This is a genomic window from Vibrio alginolyticus NBRC 15630 = ATCC 17749 (assembly GCF_000354175.2).
Classification (GTDB): domain Bacteria; phylum Pseudomonadota; class Gammaproteobacteria; order Enterobacterales; family Vibrionaceae; genus Vibrio; species Vibrio alginolyticus.
In genome coordinates this window covers 67395-84509 of record NC_022359.1, presented here as the reverse complement: position 1 = coordinate 84509, position 17115 = coordinate 67395, and the positions used below count along the sequence as shown (strand labels likewise).

12 protein-coding genes are annotated in these 17115 nt (G+C 46.1%); 9 read left to right on the top strand and 3 right to left on the bottom strand.

Annotated features, from left to right (window positions below; genetic code table 11):
* Positions 1–50: 50 nt before the first annotated feature.
* Positions 51–2153 (bottom strand): TonB-dependent siderophore receptor, encoded by a 2103-nt coding sequence (locus tag N646_RS15695; protein ID WP_017821853.1) that lies wholly within the window; start codon positions 2151–2153, stop codon positions 51–53.
* Between the two features lie 145 nt (positions 2154–2298).
* On the opposite strand from N646_RS15695, the gene N646_RS15690 reads away from it, so the two are divergent.
* From N646_RS15690 to N646_RS15665, 6 genes are all read left to right on the top strand, one after another.
* Complete coding sequence (locus N646_RS15690; protein WP_021035856.1) at positions 2299–4152, top strand: ABC transporter ATP-binding protein; 1854 nt, start codon at positions 2299–2301, stop codon at positions 4150–4152.
* 237 nt (positions 4153–4389) lie between these two features.
* Positions 4390–5424, top strand: coding sequence for a sensor histidine kinase (locus N646_RS15685; protein WP_021035855.1), 1035 nt, complete (start codon positions 4390–4392; stop codon positions 5422–5424).
* Positions 5421–6119 (top strand): response regulator transcription factor, encoded by a 699-nt coding sequence (locus N646_RS15680; protein ID WP_017821850.1) that lies wholly within the window; start codon positions 5421–5423, stop codon positions 6117–6119. The genes N646_RS15685 and N646_RS15680 overlap by 4 nt, the downstream gene beginning before the upstream one ends.
* A 151-nt stretch (positions 6120–6270) precedes the next feature.
* Positions 6271–6924, top strand: a complete 654-nt coding sequence (locus N646_RS15675; RefSeq protein ID WP_005375180.1) for a potassium channel family protein — start codon at positions 6271–6273, stop codon at positions 6922–6924.
* Position 6925: 1 nt separating this feature from the next.
* Positions 6926–8290: a TrkH family potassium uptake protein gene (locus tag N646_RS15670; protein ID WP_017821849.1), complete on the top strand. Its 1365-nt coding sequence runs from the start codon at positions 6926–6928 to the stop codon at positions 8288–8290.
* A 247-nt stretch (positions 8291–8537) separates the two neighbouring features.
* Entirely contained in the window at positions 8538–9464 is a 927-nt protein-coding gene (locus N646_RS15665) for a LysR substrate-binding domain-containing protein (RefSeq protein ID WP_005392445.1), read from the top strand.
* A 64-nt stretch (positions 9465–9528) separates the two neighbouring features.
* On the opposite strand, the gene N646_RS15660 is transcribed toward N646_RS15665, so the two are convergent.
* Together N646_RS15660 and N646_RS15650 are read right to left on the bottom strand one after the other, a co-directional pair.
* Positions 9529–10733, bottom strand: a protein-coding gene (locus N646_RS15660; RefSeq protein WP_102949810.1) for an IS3 family transposase whose coding sequence is annotated in 2 segments (ribosomal slippage) — positions 9529–10382 and positions 10382–10733 — 1206 coding nt in all. Because the reading frame shifts where the segments join, the coding sequence is not laid out codon by codon here.
* A gap of 118 nt (positions 10734–10851) precedes the next feature.
* Positions 10852–12588, bottom strand: a complete 1737-nt coding sequence (locus N646_RS15650; protein WP_021035854.1) for a BCCT family transporter — start codon at positions 12586–12588, stop codon at positions 10852–10854.
* A gap of 318 nt (positions 12589–12906) precedes the next feature.
* Between N646_RS15650 and N646_RS15645 the strand changes: the two genes are divergently transcribed.
* From N646_RS15645 to N646_RS15635, 3 genes are all read left to right on the top strand, one after another.
* Complete coding sequence (locus N646_RS15645) at positions 12907–14094, top strand: aromatic ring-hydroxylating oxygenase subunit alpha (protein WP_017635305.1); 1188 nt, start codon at positions 12907–12909, stop codon at positions 14092–14094.
* 1 nt (position 14095) lies between these two features.
* Entirely contained in the window at positions 14096–15532 is a 1437-nt protein-coding gene (locus N646_RS15640) for an aldehyde dehydrogenase family protein (protein WP_017821268.1), read from the top strand.
* A 142-nt stretch (positions 15533–15674) separates the two neighbouring features.
* Positions 15675–17108: an FAD-dependent oxidoreductase gene (locus tag N646_RS15635; RefSeq protein ID WP_017821267.1), complete on the top strand. Its 1434-nt coding sequence runs from the start codon at positions 15675–15677 to the stop codon at positions 17106–17108.
* Positions 17109–17115: the final 7 nt, after the last annotated feature.

The following is a 17115-nucleotide window of genomic DNA, read 5'->3' as shown; positions in this document are numbered from 1 at the left end:
GATGGCTCTTAGGAGAAAACTCCCCTCAATAGAGGGGAGTAGAAGTACAATTACCAGCGGTAGTTTGCGTTTAGCATAACAGAGCGAGACTGGCCGTAGTAACACCAGTAATCGCAACCTGAAACAAACTCTTTATCTAGGATGTTGTTCACGTTTAGCTGTGCTTGCCACTGTGAAGTGATGTCGTAAGTGACTGACGCATCCCAAAGAGTGACAGAAGGAACCGTTAGGTTCGAGCTCTTAGGGTTATCTTTTGACTCACCTACGTAGCGCACACCAGTACCGATATTGAGGCCTGGAATCAGGCTGTAGGCACTGTAGTCTACCCATGCAGACGCTTGGTGCTCAGGAATAAGTGCGGCTTGTTTTTTACCTTGGCCAAAGCTCTCATCTGTTTTCGCTTTAGTGTAGGTGTAGCTTGCCATCAGTTTTAGATCGTCGGTTAGCTGCGCCGTGCTTTCTAGCTCAACACCTTGAGATGTCACTTCACCTGTTTGTGTCGCAATCCATGTTGATGGGTTAGTGACCAACGCGTTCTTTTGCGTGATGTCGAACCATGCAAGGTTGATAAAGCCATCCATAAAGCTTGGCTCATACTTTACACCCACTTCTACTTGCTCGCCTTCCAGCGGTTTGTAAAGTTCATTGGTTGCCGCATCAATAGTGCTGATCACTTCAAACGACTGAGAGTAGTTTACGTAAGGTGACAGGCCATTGTTTGCAAGGTACATCACACCCGCACTTAGAGAGAGCTGACCATCATCACGAGATTCACTTTGATCAACGGTAGCGCCTTTGCCAGAGTTTTCTGTTTTCACCCAGTCGTAACGAGCACCGATGTTACCAATCCACTGTTCATGCAGTTTCAATTGGTATTGTGAATAGAGACTTGCTTGAGATTTCTCAATCTCACGTTTCACGTTGTTGGCAGGATCAAGAGGGGTGAAGTTGCCGTAAACTGGGTTCCACGGGTTGATAGTGCCAAATGCATAGTTGTCTTGCTCGTCGCCATCGGTTTTGTGGAATTGCAGATCCATACCGATAAGCACTGTGTGCTCTGCGTTGTCTGTCATCCAGTTGCCGACAGCATTGTTATCGAACGTGATGCTCTGGTTTTTTCCGTCACGGAATACGATGCCTTGCGTTAACTCTTCTTTCGCTGGATCGTTGTTTGAGAACGCGTAAGAGCTGCGCAAGTACAACTCATTCGAACCGTAGTTGAGGTTTTGCGAGAGTGACCACGTGTCATTGATGTCGTGCTCTAGTAAGTAACCTAGAGAAAACTGCGTGCGTTCGTATTTATCGTAGTTTGGCTGACCAAGGTTAGTCGAAGGATCGATTTTGCCAAAGTTAGAACCAATCAGAGTACCTGCTGCCGGGAAGAATGGGTTAGTTGGTACACCGTCATCATGAAGGTAAGTTGCCAAAACGGTCAGCATTGTACGGTCAGAAATGTCGAACTCGACACTTGGCGCTAGGTAGAAACGCTCGTTATTTGTGCCGTCCAGTTCACCATCTTGGCTTGTCATCAAGCCAACCAAACGATAGCGCACAGTGCCTGCGTCGTTTGCTTCGTCAGCAATGTCAAAACCTACGGATTGGTGTTGGTTGTTGCCAACTTCGACTTTTACTTCGCCTTGAGGCGTAAACGTTGGTTTTTTCTGCACCGCATTCACGATACCGCCTGGTGCCGATTCACCAAACAGAATAGCCGATGGGCCTTTAACCACTTCTACACTTTCTAGGCCGTAAGGTTCGACCAACCATGTGTAGTAACCATCGCGGAATAGACGGTTGCCGTTTAGGTAAGTCGCTGCATCAAATCCACGAACTTTGAACCAATCAGTGTCGTTGTCTGCGCCATAAGGCTGAGCGGTTACACCAGATGTGTAGCGTAATGCTTCATCTAGTTTTTTCGGTGCACGAACACGAAGTTCATCTTCAGAAATGATAGATACGCTGCGCGGCGTTTCTGCTGCCGGGGTTTCTACTTTAAGTGCTTGCGCGGTGACCGTTATGGTCTCCATGGCAATCACGTCATCTTGTACGACGTCTTCTTGAGCTTGTGCTGTGAATGCAACCACTGCTGTAGGTGCTAAAGCACAAACCAACGCGTTGCGGATAGCGATGGTCAGTGAGTTATTCTTTTGCATAAATCTATTCCCGATAATTATGATTAACGCTAAGCTTAATTGTAATTATTATCATTTGAGCTTTTGTTTCGGTATTTTACTGACTTTTGTATCAAAAGATAGTAAAACGTTCGCAAATTCATTCGCGGTACCTAAAGTCATTGTTATGTTCAATTGGTTTGAAAAACTGACCCAACCCTTTCCCCAGATGGAAACCGAAAAGCCACCGAAGACGCTATTTGGCTTTTGTCGTTTTTACACTCGTGGCTTTGAAGCCCCTTTACTCGTTATGGCTGTGTTCAGTGCGCTTATTGCCATTACTGAGGTGACGCTGTTGCGTTATATGGGCGAGCTCGTCGATATTCTCTCTAATCAAGAACGCGCAACATTCTGGCAAGACCAGGGTGATCGCATGCTAATGATGCTGTTCTTAGTGGCGGTTGTGATGCCAGCTCTCGGTTTTGTCCACTCAATGGTGATGCACCAAACGTTATTGGGTAACTACCCGATGTCTATCCGTTGGTTGATTCACCGTTACTTGCTAAAACAAGCGGTTGGATTTTTCCAGCGTGACTTTGCAGGCCGAGTTGCGACCAAAGTGATGCAAAGTGCGTTAGCGGTACGAGAAACGGTCATGAAGCTGGTGGATGTACTGGTTTATATCAGCGTTTATTTTCTTTCGATGCTCTGGATGATGGGCGAAGCCGATGGTTTGCTAATGTTACCTATTGTGATTTGGATAGGAATGTACGCGGTTATCCAGTTCTACTTTATCCCTAAAATGAAACAAGTAGCGACAGAGCAAGCGGATGCTCGTTCTGTAATGACTGGGCGCATTGTCGATTCTTACACCAACATATCTACCGTAAAGCTATTCGCACACTCGCAACGAGAGTTGGAATACGCAGAAAGCAGCATGAAGCAATTTTTGGTGACGGTTTACCGCCAAATGCGCATGGTGACTTGTTTACTGTTTAGTGTGGATGCCATCAACTATTTGCTGCTGATGTCTATTAGTGCCATTTCGGTTTATCTATGGCTAGATCACGCTGTAACAATTGGTGCTATTGCGATTGCCATCAGTATTGCGTTGCGCGTACAAGGTATGTCGAAGTGGATCATGTGGGAAGTTAGCGCACTGTTTGAAAACATCGGTACAGTAGTAGACGGTATTAATACGATTTCAAACGATGTTGAAGTGAAAGACGTACCAAATGCTAAGCCTTTGCAAATCTCTCAAGGTGAGATCTGCTTTGATCACGTAGGTTTTAACTACAGTGATGAGAAGGCAGTATTTGAGAACTTGAATCTGACTATCAAACCGGGCGAAAAAGTCGGCATTGTCGGTCGCTCTGGGGCAGGTAAATCCACGTTGGTCAACTTGTTGCTGCGCTTTTACGACGTAAATAGCGGTAAGATTTGTATTGATGGACAGGACATTTCTCAAGTTGAACAAGAGTCGCTTCGCCAACACATCGGTATGATCACGCAAGACACCTCTTTGCTACATCGCTCAATTAAAGAGAACATTCTTTACGGTGATCCAGATGCTTCAATGGATGCCGTTATCGCAGCTGCTGAGAAAGCACATGCTCATGATTTCATTCAATCTCTACGAGACGAGCAAGGTAACGTTGGCTATGACGTTGAAGTGGGTGAACGCGGTGTGAAGCTGTCTGGTGGTCAGCGTCAACGTGTGGCGATTGCTCGCGTTCTGCTGAAAAACGCGCCAATTTTGATCATGGATGAAGCAACGTCTGCACTTGATTCAGAAGTAGAATCGGCAATTCAAGAAAACCTTGAAGTTCTGATGGAAGGAAAAACAGTGATTGCGATTGCTCACCGTTTATCAACGATTGCCGCGATGGATCGTTTGATTGTAATGGATGACGGCAAAATCATTGAGCAAGGCTCGCATTACGAGCTGCTGCAATTGGGTGGTGTTTACGCTCAGTTGTGGAAGCATCAAACCGGCGGATTTTTGTCTGAGCAAGGTGATGCTCAACTGCAAGTCATCTAATATGACGCTACACGAAAGAGGAGCAAATGCTCCTCTTTTTTGTGTCTGTCGTTTATACCGAGTAAGTAGGCGTTAATGGACAACGTTAACTTGTGATTATTCATTGAGTTAGGCCAACTTAATGATGATTATGTTTATAACTCACTGTCGTTATTGAATTTTTTACGCTTTTTTTACGCGAACTCCGAATGGGCTTTTGCTAAAGTTTTCTACATCGAATTTTGGTTGATGTATTTTATGTTTGTTCAATGGCGAGATAACACCTTTCTCTTTTCTACTACCGTGATTGTTGGTGCGGTTGTCGTCTCATGGCTGTTAGACCAACTGTTTGGCTCTACAGCCGCAGTCCTGCTGATTTTACAGTTAGCGGTCGTGGTAGTGGCGTTTCAATGCAACTCGCGATTCGCTTATGCAGCGGCGGTGATCGAAGCGTTGAGCTTCAACTTCTTTTTCACGACGCCTCGTTACTCTTTGCAGATGTTTCGTCCGGAAGACATTTTTAATTTAGTCGTGTTTATGGTGGTGGCATTTATCACCAGCACCTTTGCGGATCTTTATCGTCGCCAGCAGGGAGAGTTAAAACAAACCAAGCTGCAAAACAGCATCCTGCTATCGGTGTCCCATGACCTACGCACGCCGCTGGCAACCATTATTGGAACATTGACCACACTCAACGAGTACATGCCCAAGCTCAATGACTTAGAGCGCAAAGAATTGCTCGACAGTGCGACTTCAGAAAGCCACCGTTTGCACCAATATATCGAGAACCTTTTACAGGCGACTAAGCTCCAGCATGGCACATTAAAAATTACCAAAAAAGATGAGCTGATTGCAGATATTGTGCGGGATGCGGTTTCTCGTTTGCCGAATTACACCGAGAAAGTTTCCATGAATATGGATGATTCCGTTGGTTATTTATCAGTAAGTCGTTCGCTCATCGAACAAGCGATTTTTAATGTGCTGGATAATGCCATGCGATTTTCACCAGAGAATGAATCTGTTGAGGTTTCACTTTCTAAGCAGGCTTTGTCGTGCGTGATTGATGTTCGGGACATGGGGATTGGCATCAAAGCTGAAGATGCGGAAAAAATATTCAACCTTTTCTATTCCGGCGCGAACAACAAATCGGCCGATTCAGGCACCGGAATGGGACTCGCGGTTGCCAAAGGCATCATCATCGCACACCAAGGAGAGATTCAATCTATGCCAGTATCAGAAGGGACGCTGATCCGCATTCTACTTCCACTCAATCAAGGAGCAGAGCAGGCGTGAGTTACAAAGTTTTAGTCGTGGACGATGAGCCTCGCATTCATACCTTTATTCGAATTTCGCTGTCTGCTGAAGGGTTTGATTACATTGGCGCGAGTACCATTGCAGAAGCCAAAGCGTGTTTCGAAGCACATTCGCCGCACGTCATTCTGCTAGATTTAGGCTTGCCCGACGGCGATGGGAAGGAGTTTCTCACTACGCTTCGTCAGACGTATAAAACGCCAGTGCTAGTGCTGACAGCTCGCGATCAAGAAGAGGAAAAAATCCGCCTTTTAGAAGCGGGCGCGAATGATTACTTGAGCAAGCCTTTTGGCGTAAAAGAGCTCATCGCGCGCATCAAAGTGCTGGTTCGAGATTTGGTGGATGAGCAAACCGTCGCTGATGAGCTGGTGGCTGGCCGAGTCAAAATCATCAAAAGTACTCACCAATTTTGGTTGGATCAGAGGGAAATTCCACTCACCAAGAAAGAGTTTTCTTTCATTGAACAGTTGATTCTCAAGCCGGGAAAACTCATTGAGCAAACTCATTTGCTAGCGGTGATTTGGGGAAAAAGTCATGTCGAAGATACTCACTACTTACGTGTGTTAGTGAGTCAACTACGCAAAAAACTGAACGATAGTGCTGACGAACAGCGGCTATTAAAAACCGAGCCGGGGCTGGGTTATCGTTTAGTGCTTGAGGCGTCCAAGCACCACTAAATTTCAAATTTAATCAACGTTAATGCCAAGGTTTAGTGCTGGTTATCGGCACTCGAACAGGATTCGTGTTGCCTATTTTCCGTGACGGAAAATCAGTCTAACCCTTAACGCATTAGCATTTTCTATACATAAAACACAGTTAGGTATTGATATGGCTCACTTTACAGTAATTGGTCTAGGGCGATTTGGCGTTGCCGCCAGCTTAGAACTTATTCATCTTGGACACACCGTAACGGGGGTGGATAGCGACCCGAAAATCGTCGAAAAATACGTCGAAGAGTTAACGCAAGCGGTCATATGTGACGCAACAGACGAAGGTGCACTCAGAGAGTTAGCGTTAGCGAACAGTGATGTGGTGTTGGTGGCGATTGGCGAAGACATGCAAGCCAGTTTGTTGTGTACGCTGGCGCTGAAAAATCTGGGTGTGAAATCTATTTGGGTCAAAGCGAGCACCAAAGCACACCACACCATCGTGTCTAAGCTTGGTGTACAACGCATTATTCATCCGGAAGAGGAGATGGGCGTAAGAGTCGCGCAGGCACTCAACTATCCGATGGTGAACAACTATTTGGAAATGGGGCATGGTTTGTATGTGGTGGAAATCCACGTTAAATCCAATCTGCACGATACGCCGCTTTCTAAGTTGATCAGCCGAGGCAGTTACAACATTCAGCCTATCTTGGTGAAGCGCGAAGAAGCCGTCTACACCAATATCAATGATGAGTTTGTGCTTAATGAGTTCGACACGCTGTTGCTTTGCGGTAGTCGCGCTGAGCTGAAATACGTCGCTCCAAGGTTGGTGTAACATGGTTTTGTGGCATCCCTCTGTTATCCCAATCGAGCGAAAACCCAAAGCGGGCAAAAAATTGTTGGGCGCACCGCCATTAATACTTAGCCTCAGCTTTGCGTGCTTGATCATGCTCGGCACGGTCTTACTCAAACTGCCGATTGCCACCACAGAGCCCATCACTTGGATTCAAAGCCTGTTTACAGCAACATCGGCCATTACGGTGACGGGATTAGTTGTGGTGGACACGGGCACGGCGTTTACGCCTTTTGGGCAAGTGGTTATTGCTTTCCTGATTCAATGTGGTGGCCTAGGTTTGATGACGTTTGCTATCGTGACCTTGCTGGCTCTGGGCGGAAAAATTGGCTTTTTGGAGCGAGCAGTCGCGAGAGAGGCGTTCAACCAGACTGATTCATCGACACTCATTGCCACTGCTAAATCTGTATTGATGTTCGCTCTGCTCGTTGAACTTATTGGTTTCACTATTTTGAGCGTTTATTGGAGTGAAGAGCTGGGCTGGGAAACCAGTTTGTTCCATGGTTTCTTCTACACCATCAGTGCGTTTAACAATGCAGGTTTTGCGTTGAGTGCCGATAGCTTAATGCCTTACGTGGACGACCCGATCGTTAACTTCACCATTACCAGTTTGTTCATTATTGGTGGTTTAGGCTTCTCGGTTTGGATTGACTTAAAACGCAATCGCCGTTGGCACCGACTCACCGTTTACAGTCGAATGATGATCTTAGGCACGGTGACCATTAACGTGGTGGCACTTATCGCGATTTACCTGATTGAATATGACAACCCCAACACGCTTGCCCCTTTGAGCGAAGCAGGGAAATGGTGGGCATCGTGGTTTCAAGCGGTGACGCCAAGAACGGCGGGGTTCAATACTTTAGCTATCGATCAGTTGGAAGATGCCACAACGGCGATCATTCTGGTGTTGATGTTTATCGGCGGTGGTTCATTGAGTACGGCAAGTGGCATTAAAGTTGTGACATTTATGGTATTGGTCTTGGCAACTTACAGCTATTTGCGTCGCGATGAAGCAACCTATGCCTTTCAACGCGAGATTCCCAAAGAGACCATCAGCAAGGCATTGGCGCTGACTCTGATCTCGGTGGGGGTGACTTGGTTTGCCATATTCACGCTGTTACTGACAGAGAAAGCGTCTATGTTAGATATTATGTTCGAAGCGGTCTCGGCACTGGGTACGGTTGGGTTATCGCGAGGCTTAACGGGCAGTTTGTCCGAACCGGGTGAGTTAGTGATCATCTTCATGATGTTTATGGGACGATTAGGGCCTCTTACATTAGCGTACTTCTTAGCCAGTCCAAGAAAGAAAAAAGCGCGTTACGCGAGTACTAAACTGGCAATAGGGTAGATGGGCTAACTCGAAGAAAGTGAGCAAAAGGCTAGGCAAAAGAGGAGTAACTGCTCCTCTTTTTGTGCTCGTTGTAGCCACGAAACTGTATACGGCAGTCTCTCTCACAACAATTTATGATTCATCTCTATTTTTTATCATTTATAAATTGTCGTTTTTGAGGTGTTGTCCAGAATGGCATTATCCACGTGCAACATAAGATTGCCGGGAATAAAAATAATTACAATACTGCCTTACTGGAAGATACATGAAAATCAAACCCCTCCCTCCTTTAAATAGCCTCGTTGCGTTTGAAGCGTCGGCGCGGCACTTGAGTTTTACGTTAGCCGCTGACGAGCTAAACGTGACCCAAGGTGCTATCAGTCGCCAAATTAGACAATTAGAAGAATACTTAGGCAAGGCTATGTTCACGCGAGCCAATCGAAGCATTAATTTAACGCCTACAGGTCTTCAATATTATCAAGCTGTCAGCCAATCTTTGCTCGATATTGCTCAAATCACGGGTGAAGTGAAGAAGTGGCAGGGCGAACAAAAGATCACGGTTGCGACGACAAATGCAATGGCAGCCTTGTGGTTGTTGCCTAAGGTTGCCCAATTTCAAAATGAACATGATGACATCGATATAAGGATATTGGCCTCAGATAATGTGTTGGACTTACGCCGATTAGATTGCGATATCGCCTTGTTTTATTGTCGCACTCCACCTGCGGAAATGGACGTGACAACGCTATTCTCAGAAGAAGTATTCCCTGTGTGTAGCCCGCTTTATCTAGAGAAAATCGGCCAGCCTAGTGAGCCAGAAGAAATCTTCAATAAAACGTTACTCTATCTGGAAGAGTCTCAAAGAGATTGGGTGAATTGGGAGCAGTGGTTTGCGAGTGTAGGATTGCCAAATATTTCGCCTCGTAATCGCATGAACATCAATAACTATCCAATGCTGTTACAAGCGGCAATTAATGGTCAGGGCATCGCGTTAGCCTGGGGGTCATTAGTGGACGACTATTTACAAAGCGGTGCTTTAGTTAGGCCAGTCGAACACGTGCTTTCAACACCTTCCAATTTTTCTATGCTTGAACCTAAAAATAGAGGTTTAATCCCAGCCAGCGTCAAACGTTTTAGAGAATGGCTTTTGCATCAGTTGCCAGATGAGGTAGGTGATCGAGGCTTAGCTTAAATCAATAAGCAGAGACAATAACAGAGTTTGGTGACCCGTCCTGATATGGGTTGACACTTTTTAACTAAAACGCTCGATGTACTTCATCGGGCGTTTTGTATTTTAAAGCCGTATGAGGCCTCATTTGATTATAGATATCTACGGACTCTGCTACCATCGTCCTTGCTTCTTTCAGATCTTTCGGTTTCTTCAGCAAGAGCTCCATTTTGAGTATCCCATTTACACGCTCAGCTAAAGCATTCTGATAACAGTCATACCCGTCAGTCATTGAGCAAGTCACTCTATGTTTCTTATGGATATCTTGATATTCCTTCGAACAGTATTGTGAACCTCTATCTGAGTGGTGTATTAGCTTTTCTTCACTCTGCCGTTGCCTGAGAGCTGAGATAAATGCCCGCTTAACTGATTGAGTTTTCATGTTGTCATCCACATAAAAACCAACAATCTTCCTTGAATAAGCGTCTGTAACCAAGCTGAGATAACTCTCTCCATTTTGAGTTGGCAAGTAAGTAATATCAGCAACCCACAGTTGTTCTGGCTTCGTTGGTGTCAGCCCATCTTTCACTTTGTTTGGGTGACAGAAAAATCGATGACGGCTGTCAGTCGTTCGGTGATAGGCTCGTCTTGCTCTCACTAACAGCCGATGCTTTCTGAGAAGTTCAAAGAGCTTATCGCGACCTATTTGAATGCCCTTTGTTGCTGCTAAGAACTTCAGTTTACGCGTGCCAATGCGTGGCTGCTTCAGCCTGACTTCACGGACAAAGCCAATGACAGTATGCTCATGATGTTCACAACGAGATTGAGTTTGGCATTGCTTATAATAAGCTTGGCGAGAGATTTGTACTAACTGACAAAACTTCGTAACGCTCAAACCTACTATGGTTTTCTCTTGGACAACGCTTCTTTGTGCTTTTTTGTCACTCTAACACCATAGTCACGTTCCATAACGTTCACGACAGCTTCAAAGAAGTCGGCTTTGAGTTGAGCATCTTCGAGCTGCTTTTCAAGCTCTTTAATACGTTGCTCTGGTGTAGGAGGTGAATTGAACTCGGTCATAGAGTCTCCTTTGGACATAAAGTTAGGTGTCCCTTTAGACCAATCTAGTCGACCATGCTTACGAAGCCAAACCAAAACCGTAGAGCAACCTTGGATGCCATACTTCTCTTGGGCTTGTTTGTAAGTGAGGCTTCCTTTTTCAACCTCATCAACTACAGTGAGTTTAAAAGCGAGGGAGTAATCGCGCTGAGTTCTTTTAGTTGTTGATTTCATAACACTCTCCAATTTTGGGGGGTGGAAAGTGTCAACCTTATTTAGGACGGCACATGGTAATGTTAAAAAAGCGGGAATATCAGTTCCCGCTTTTTTAATTGATTGATGAAACGACGCACTAACTTAGTACTGGTCCCTGATTGAGTGTGGAATCATCTTTCAGCGAGGATCTTGAAGCGATAGGCTCGGAAGCCACAGTTTTGCTTTCAACAAGCGGTTCAACAGGACCATCAAGTTTCTCTTGTTCTGGGTGAACATGTTCAGGAAGCATTGCCCATGGCTTAGGTTCGCGTCGAATACTATGAAACAGCGTTAAGCTCATCACCGCGATAAAAATGGCGATAGGGAAACCGGCAATAATGGAGGCCGTTTGCATTGCTTTTAACCCTCCTGCGTATAGAAGTACTCCCGCAATGGCTGCGATCATGATCCCCCACAATACGCGTATAGAGGTAGGAGGCTCACTGTGCCCAGCGGCATCGAGGGTACATAGAACCAAGGTACCCGAGTCAGCGGAGGTAATGAAATAAGTACCGAGTAATAAACACGCAAGTACGCTAAGTAGTTTACCAAACATACCTGTATCTAGATTGTCGAATAGCGTAAACAAAGCGCGTGTCGTATCGGCTTTAGTCGCTTCAAGAATCGGGCCGCCAGAAAAATCCGCAGGTGGTGTTTGTTTGGCTTCTTGTGCCGCAGTGACTTGCTCTTGATGAGCAACACGAGCGTCTTGCTCTACCTTTAACGCTGCGCCACCAAATACTGAAATCCATAAAAACGTGATCAGCGTAGGTACGATGAGAGCACCACCGATAAGCTCACGTATTGTGCGCCCTTTAGAGATACGAGCCACAAACATGCCAACGAAAGGTGCCCAAGTCATCCACCAAGGCCAGTAATAAGCCGTCCACCAGTTTTGCCAGCCAGAGTCATTCTGTGCATCGCTCCATAAGCTCATACCGACAATGTTTTGTGCATAAAGCCCCGTGCTTTCGAGTAGCGTATTTAAGATATAGCGAGTTGGACCAATGTAAAGTACGACTAGCACGAGTGCGAGTGAGAGCAGCATGTTCCATTCTGATAAACGGCGAATACCTTTTCCTACACCAGATAGCACCGACGCAACCGCACAAGTACAAAGGGAAACGATAATAAAGAGTTGAATCCCCAAACTAATATCTAGACCAAAGGCTTGATTCAAACCAGAGTTTATTTGGATAACTCCCATCCCCAAGGTTTGAGAGATACCGAAAGCAGTCACCGCGACGGTTAGGATATCAACCGTGTGTCCGATAGGCCCATAAATACGATCACCAATCAAAGGGTACAAGATAGAGCGTAGGGTAAAAGGCAGATCTTTACGGTAGGAAAAGTAAGCTAATGCGAGTGCAACAATGATAAAGACAGACCAAGGATGTAGACCCCAGTGAAAGAATGTCAGTTTCATTGATGTTGTTGCGGCTTCATTGGTCAGGCCTTGAGTAAATGGGTTGTCAGCGTAATGCCACATCGGTTCGGCGACCGACCAGAAAATCAAGCCTATCCCCATGCCTCCGGAAAAAAGCATGGATACCCAAGACAAATAACTAAACTCTGGTTTTTCGTCATCTTTACTCAAACGAATATGTCCATATCGACTAACCATAAGGTAAAGAAGAAAACCGACAACGAGTGAAACAAGTCCGATGTAAAACCACTTCATATTCTGCAGCAAAATGCCGGAAATCGTTTCGAAGTATTGGCCCGCTTGGTTGGCGAGAATGGCGCAGAAAAGTACAAAACCGATAACGACGATCTTTGATGCGATAGTCACAGTCGGATTGAGTCCTTTCAATATCCCAGATGTTGCTCTCATAGGCATCCCTCACAGTGCGTTTGTTTTAGCGTTATTGTTTGTTGCGTTATTGTTAATTTTTGAAAGAGAGTAGAGAGAGGGCTTTTGTGTTTCAACTGATTAATACTCATCGGTTAATGAGTATTAATCATGACAAGAAGATCATTGTTAATTAAAAGGTTGTTTTTTGTTCAAGATCAATGCATGAATGACAAAAACTCATCCAAGCCCGGCGAAAAAGTCGTTTGTTTGTTGCCGGGTTGTTAATCAAAATCATCTCCACTAACACAACACGATGTTGTACGCACTGGATGCAACTCGACTCTCGGAGATAAGAATATGAGCAATGTCAACCAAACCATTATTCCTGTTGAACTTGTTGATAATGTACTGAACCCAATCAGTGAAGCAACAGGAATGCCGAATCAGGCCTACACCAGCGAAGAGTATTTTACTTTTGAGCGTGATCAGGTGTTTGGTAACACTTGGGTATGCATTGGTTTTGCATCAGACCTGCTTAAAAATGGTTATGTAATGCCACTTGATTTCATGAATCTTCCACTACTCATGATGAGAAATCGTCAAGGTGAAGTCCAAGTCTTCCACAACGTGTGTAGCCACCGAGGTATGAAGCTGGTTCATGAGGCAGGCGAAGTTCAAGGCATGATTCGCTGTCCTTACCATTCATGGACGTACGATCTTGACGGCAATCTAAAAGGCACACCACACATCGGTGGTATCGCAAAACACAAAGATGACCGATTTAAGTGTGAAAAGCATGGCCTTAAGCCACTTCGTTCAGCCGTTTGGATGGACATGGTATTCGTCAACTTATCGGGCAAAGCAGAAAGCTTTGAAGAGCATATCGCGCCGCTAGAGCAACGTTGGCAGCAATTCTTAGGTGAAGAAGGATTAGGGCTTCTTCGCCGCGTGAACATGGGTGGCAACTTAGAGATAGAAGTGAAAAGTAACTGGAAGCTTGCCGTAGAAAACTACTGTGAAGCTTACCACTTACCTTGGGTGCATCCGAGTTTGAACAGTTATTCTCGCCTAGAGGATCACTACAACATCATGTTTGCAGAGCGTTTTGCTGGCCAAGGTAGTCTCGCATACAACCTCTCTGATACTGCAGGAACACACTTACCTAAATTTCCAAGCTGGCCAGAAGATAAACTGCGTCATGCAGAATATGTTGCACTCTTTCCAAACGTGTTGCTTGGTATTCAAGCCGATCATGCCTTTGCGATGATGATTGAACCAATCACTGCGAATAAGAGTGTTGAGCACCTACGTGTTTTCTATGTGGGTGATGAAGCAACGAAAGATGAGTTCGCTGCGTGCCGTACTGCTACCGTTGAGTCATGGCGAGTCGTATTCGGCGAAGATATTGGAGCGGTCGAAGGTATGCAGGAAGGTCGTTACTCACCTGGCTTTGGTGGTGGTGTGTTCTCACCAGAAATGGATGTTCCGACGCATTTCTTCCAAACCTGGTTGGCAAAGCAAGTGAAAGCGGCACTGGAGCAGTAATATGATGCATTACCTTAATTATATTGATGGTGAGTGGTGCGATTCAGAGCAAGCGCTGACCGTCATGAACCCTGGCACAGCCGAAGCGTATGCGACGATTGCAGAATCCACTATCACCGATGCAGATCGCGCAATGGCAGCGGCACGTCGAGTGGTCAATCAAGGTCTTCTTTCGGACGTTCGTCCAGCCGTCAGAACCGAGTGGATGTTAAAAGCCGCCGCGGCTATTCGTGAAATGGTTGATGAAGGTGGGTTAGTTGCCTGCCGTGAAAATGGGAAATCTTTGCAAGATGCCAAAGATGAGTTTTTAGAATCGGCACGTTACTTCGAATACTACGCTGGCATGGCCGACAAGCTGGAAGGCTCGTCAATTCCGTTGGGTAAAGATTATGTCGATTTCACCCAATATGTGCCGTTTGGTGTGTCAGTGCAGATTGTGCCGTGGAATTTCCCAGTTTCTATTTGTGCACGCTCATTAGCTCCTGCATTAGCTGCTGGTAACGCAGTGGTGATCAAATCGCCAGAGATTTCCCCACTCGCTATGACGTTGTTGATTAAAGCGATTGAAAAAGCGGGCTTCCCAAAAGGCACGATTAACTTGCTATGTGGCAAAGGCTCAGTCGTTGGCAGCCACTTGGTGCAGCATCAAGACGTTGATCAAATTGTCTTTACAGGTTCTGTGCCGACCGGCCAACGCATACTGAAAGATTCAGCGCAACGCGCCACACCATCTGTGATGGAGCTGGGTGGTAAATCGGCCGCTATCGCACTGAAAGATGTGAGTCTCGAAACGCTTTTACAAAGCGTTCAAGTCGGTATTTTCTTTAACGCTGGTCAAGTTTGTTCGGCAATGTCTCGTTTGCTGATTCAAAAAGAGCGTTATGAAGAAGTAAAAGCGGCGGTTGTGGAAATGGCAAAAAGCCTAACCATTGGCCAAGGCGAAAGCCAGCCGGATATAACACCGTTGGTATCGGCTGATCAACAAGCGCGCGTGCTTGAAATGATAGAACAAGCAAAAGCCGACGGCGCGAAAATCCTAACGGGTGGATACGCCCCTGATTTGTCGGGTTACTTTGTGGCACCTACGGTGATTGAAGCCTCACCAGATATGCGTATTGCTCAAGAAGAAGTGTTTGGTCCTGTACTGGTAATTACACCGTTTGAAACCGAGCAAGAGGCCGTTGAAATCGCGAATGGCACCGATTTTGGCCTGGTCGCTGGTGTCTTTGGTGAAAGCCTAAACCAAACATTGCGTGTGGCACAGCAACTGCGTGGTGGACAAGTGTTCATCAATGAATGGTTTGCTGGTGGCATCGAAACACCATTTGGTGGCGTGGGCTTGTCCGGGTTTGGGCGAGAAAAAGGACAAGAAGCGATTTATAGCTACGTCCAGACACGCAATATTGCCATTCGTTTGCAGCAAGACAGCAACGTATAGCTACCGTGTAACTGTATTTTCATCACCTCGTACCGGCTTGGATTTCAGACCACAAGCTAGGGCGAGGTTGATGGAATCACAACAAATCTGACAGCGGTTTGTAAACACGGAAATTCTGAACAAGGTAGTTGGAGTATAAGTGATGAGAAAGTGGCTCTGTATTATTTGCGGCTTAATCTATGATGAAGCACAAGGTTGGCCATCCGATGGCATTGCACCAGGAACAGCATGGGAAGATGTACCGGATGACTGGTTATGTCCTGACTGTTTAGTGGGTAAGGCCGATTTTGAAATGATCGAAATTACCGATGATGCGCCACTAGAAGAGGTTGCAGCGGTGTCTTCGGTGTCGGTAGAAGCGTCTGTTCAGCCAAATACGGCTCAGCCTCTTCCATCTGAAGTTACTCAACCTGTATTCTCAAATGACCCTATCGTTATCATCGGTAGTGGCCACAGTGGTTACCAGTTGGCGGCGGCACTTAGAGCGCAATCTGAGACGGTTCCGATCACCGTCTTTACCGCTGATGATGGCGCTCTGTACAGCAAACCAGCTTTGTCTAATGCGTTGGTCATGAACAAAGACGGCGACGCGCTGCAAAGTGAAAGCGCGTTGGAGTGGGAAAGCCGTCTCAATATCCGCGTTTACCCGCATACGCGTGTTGAACAGATCGATCGTGCCAATTCAACGCTACATACCTCCATCGGTAAATACGCCTACAGCCGCTTGGTACTGGCAACAGGTGCATCACCGATTGAAATCCCAATTGAGGGCGATCGCTCTTGGGTTATGAGTGTGAACGACTTAGTTGACTACCGCCGTTTCAGAGCGGAGCTGCAAGACAAAAAGCGCATCGCGATCCTAGGTGATGGCTTAATTGGCTGTGAGTTCGCAAATGATCTGATCGAAAGCGGTTATGAAGTAACAGTTATCGGGGTGGGTCAATGGCCAATGGAGCGTTTGATCCCGCAACAGTTGGGTGAATCATTACAAAGCGCACTTGCCGATCGAGGCGTGCAATGGGCTCTACAAGACAGTATCACCAGAATCGAACCAAGGTCCGAATCCAGTGCGGTTTTACATCTAAACAGTGGCAAGCAGATTGAAGCAGATCTAGTGCTGAGCGCGGTTGGGCTCAAGCCAAATGTTTCTCTGGCTGAGCAAGCAGGGCTCGAAGTGGGCCGCGGCATTAAAGTGAATCAATTCGGCCAGACGAGTGATGAGAATATTTACTCGCTAGGTGATTGTGTTGAAACTGAGCAAGGTTGGCAGCCCTATATTGCACCGATTAATCAAATGATCCCTTCTGTAGCGAAAAGCTTGCTAGGCGATGTCGCCCCTATCTCGTTAACACCAACTCCAGTGATTGTAAAAACGCCGATTCTTCCACTCACGATTTTCTCGGTAGCCGCTGAAGAACAGGGACAATGGTACATCGAGAACCAAGCAGATGAATTGACCGCTGCGTTTTATTCACCAGAAGGAGCAATGCTCGGTTTTGCGTTGCTAGGAAGAAAAGTACAGTCATTACGCGGCCCTTGGCTAGATCAATTGTCATTGAAACTGTCAGCAGCGTAGCGGAGAA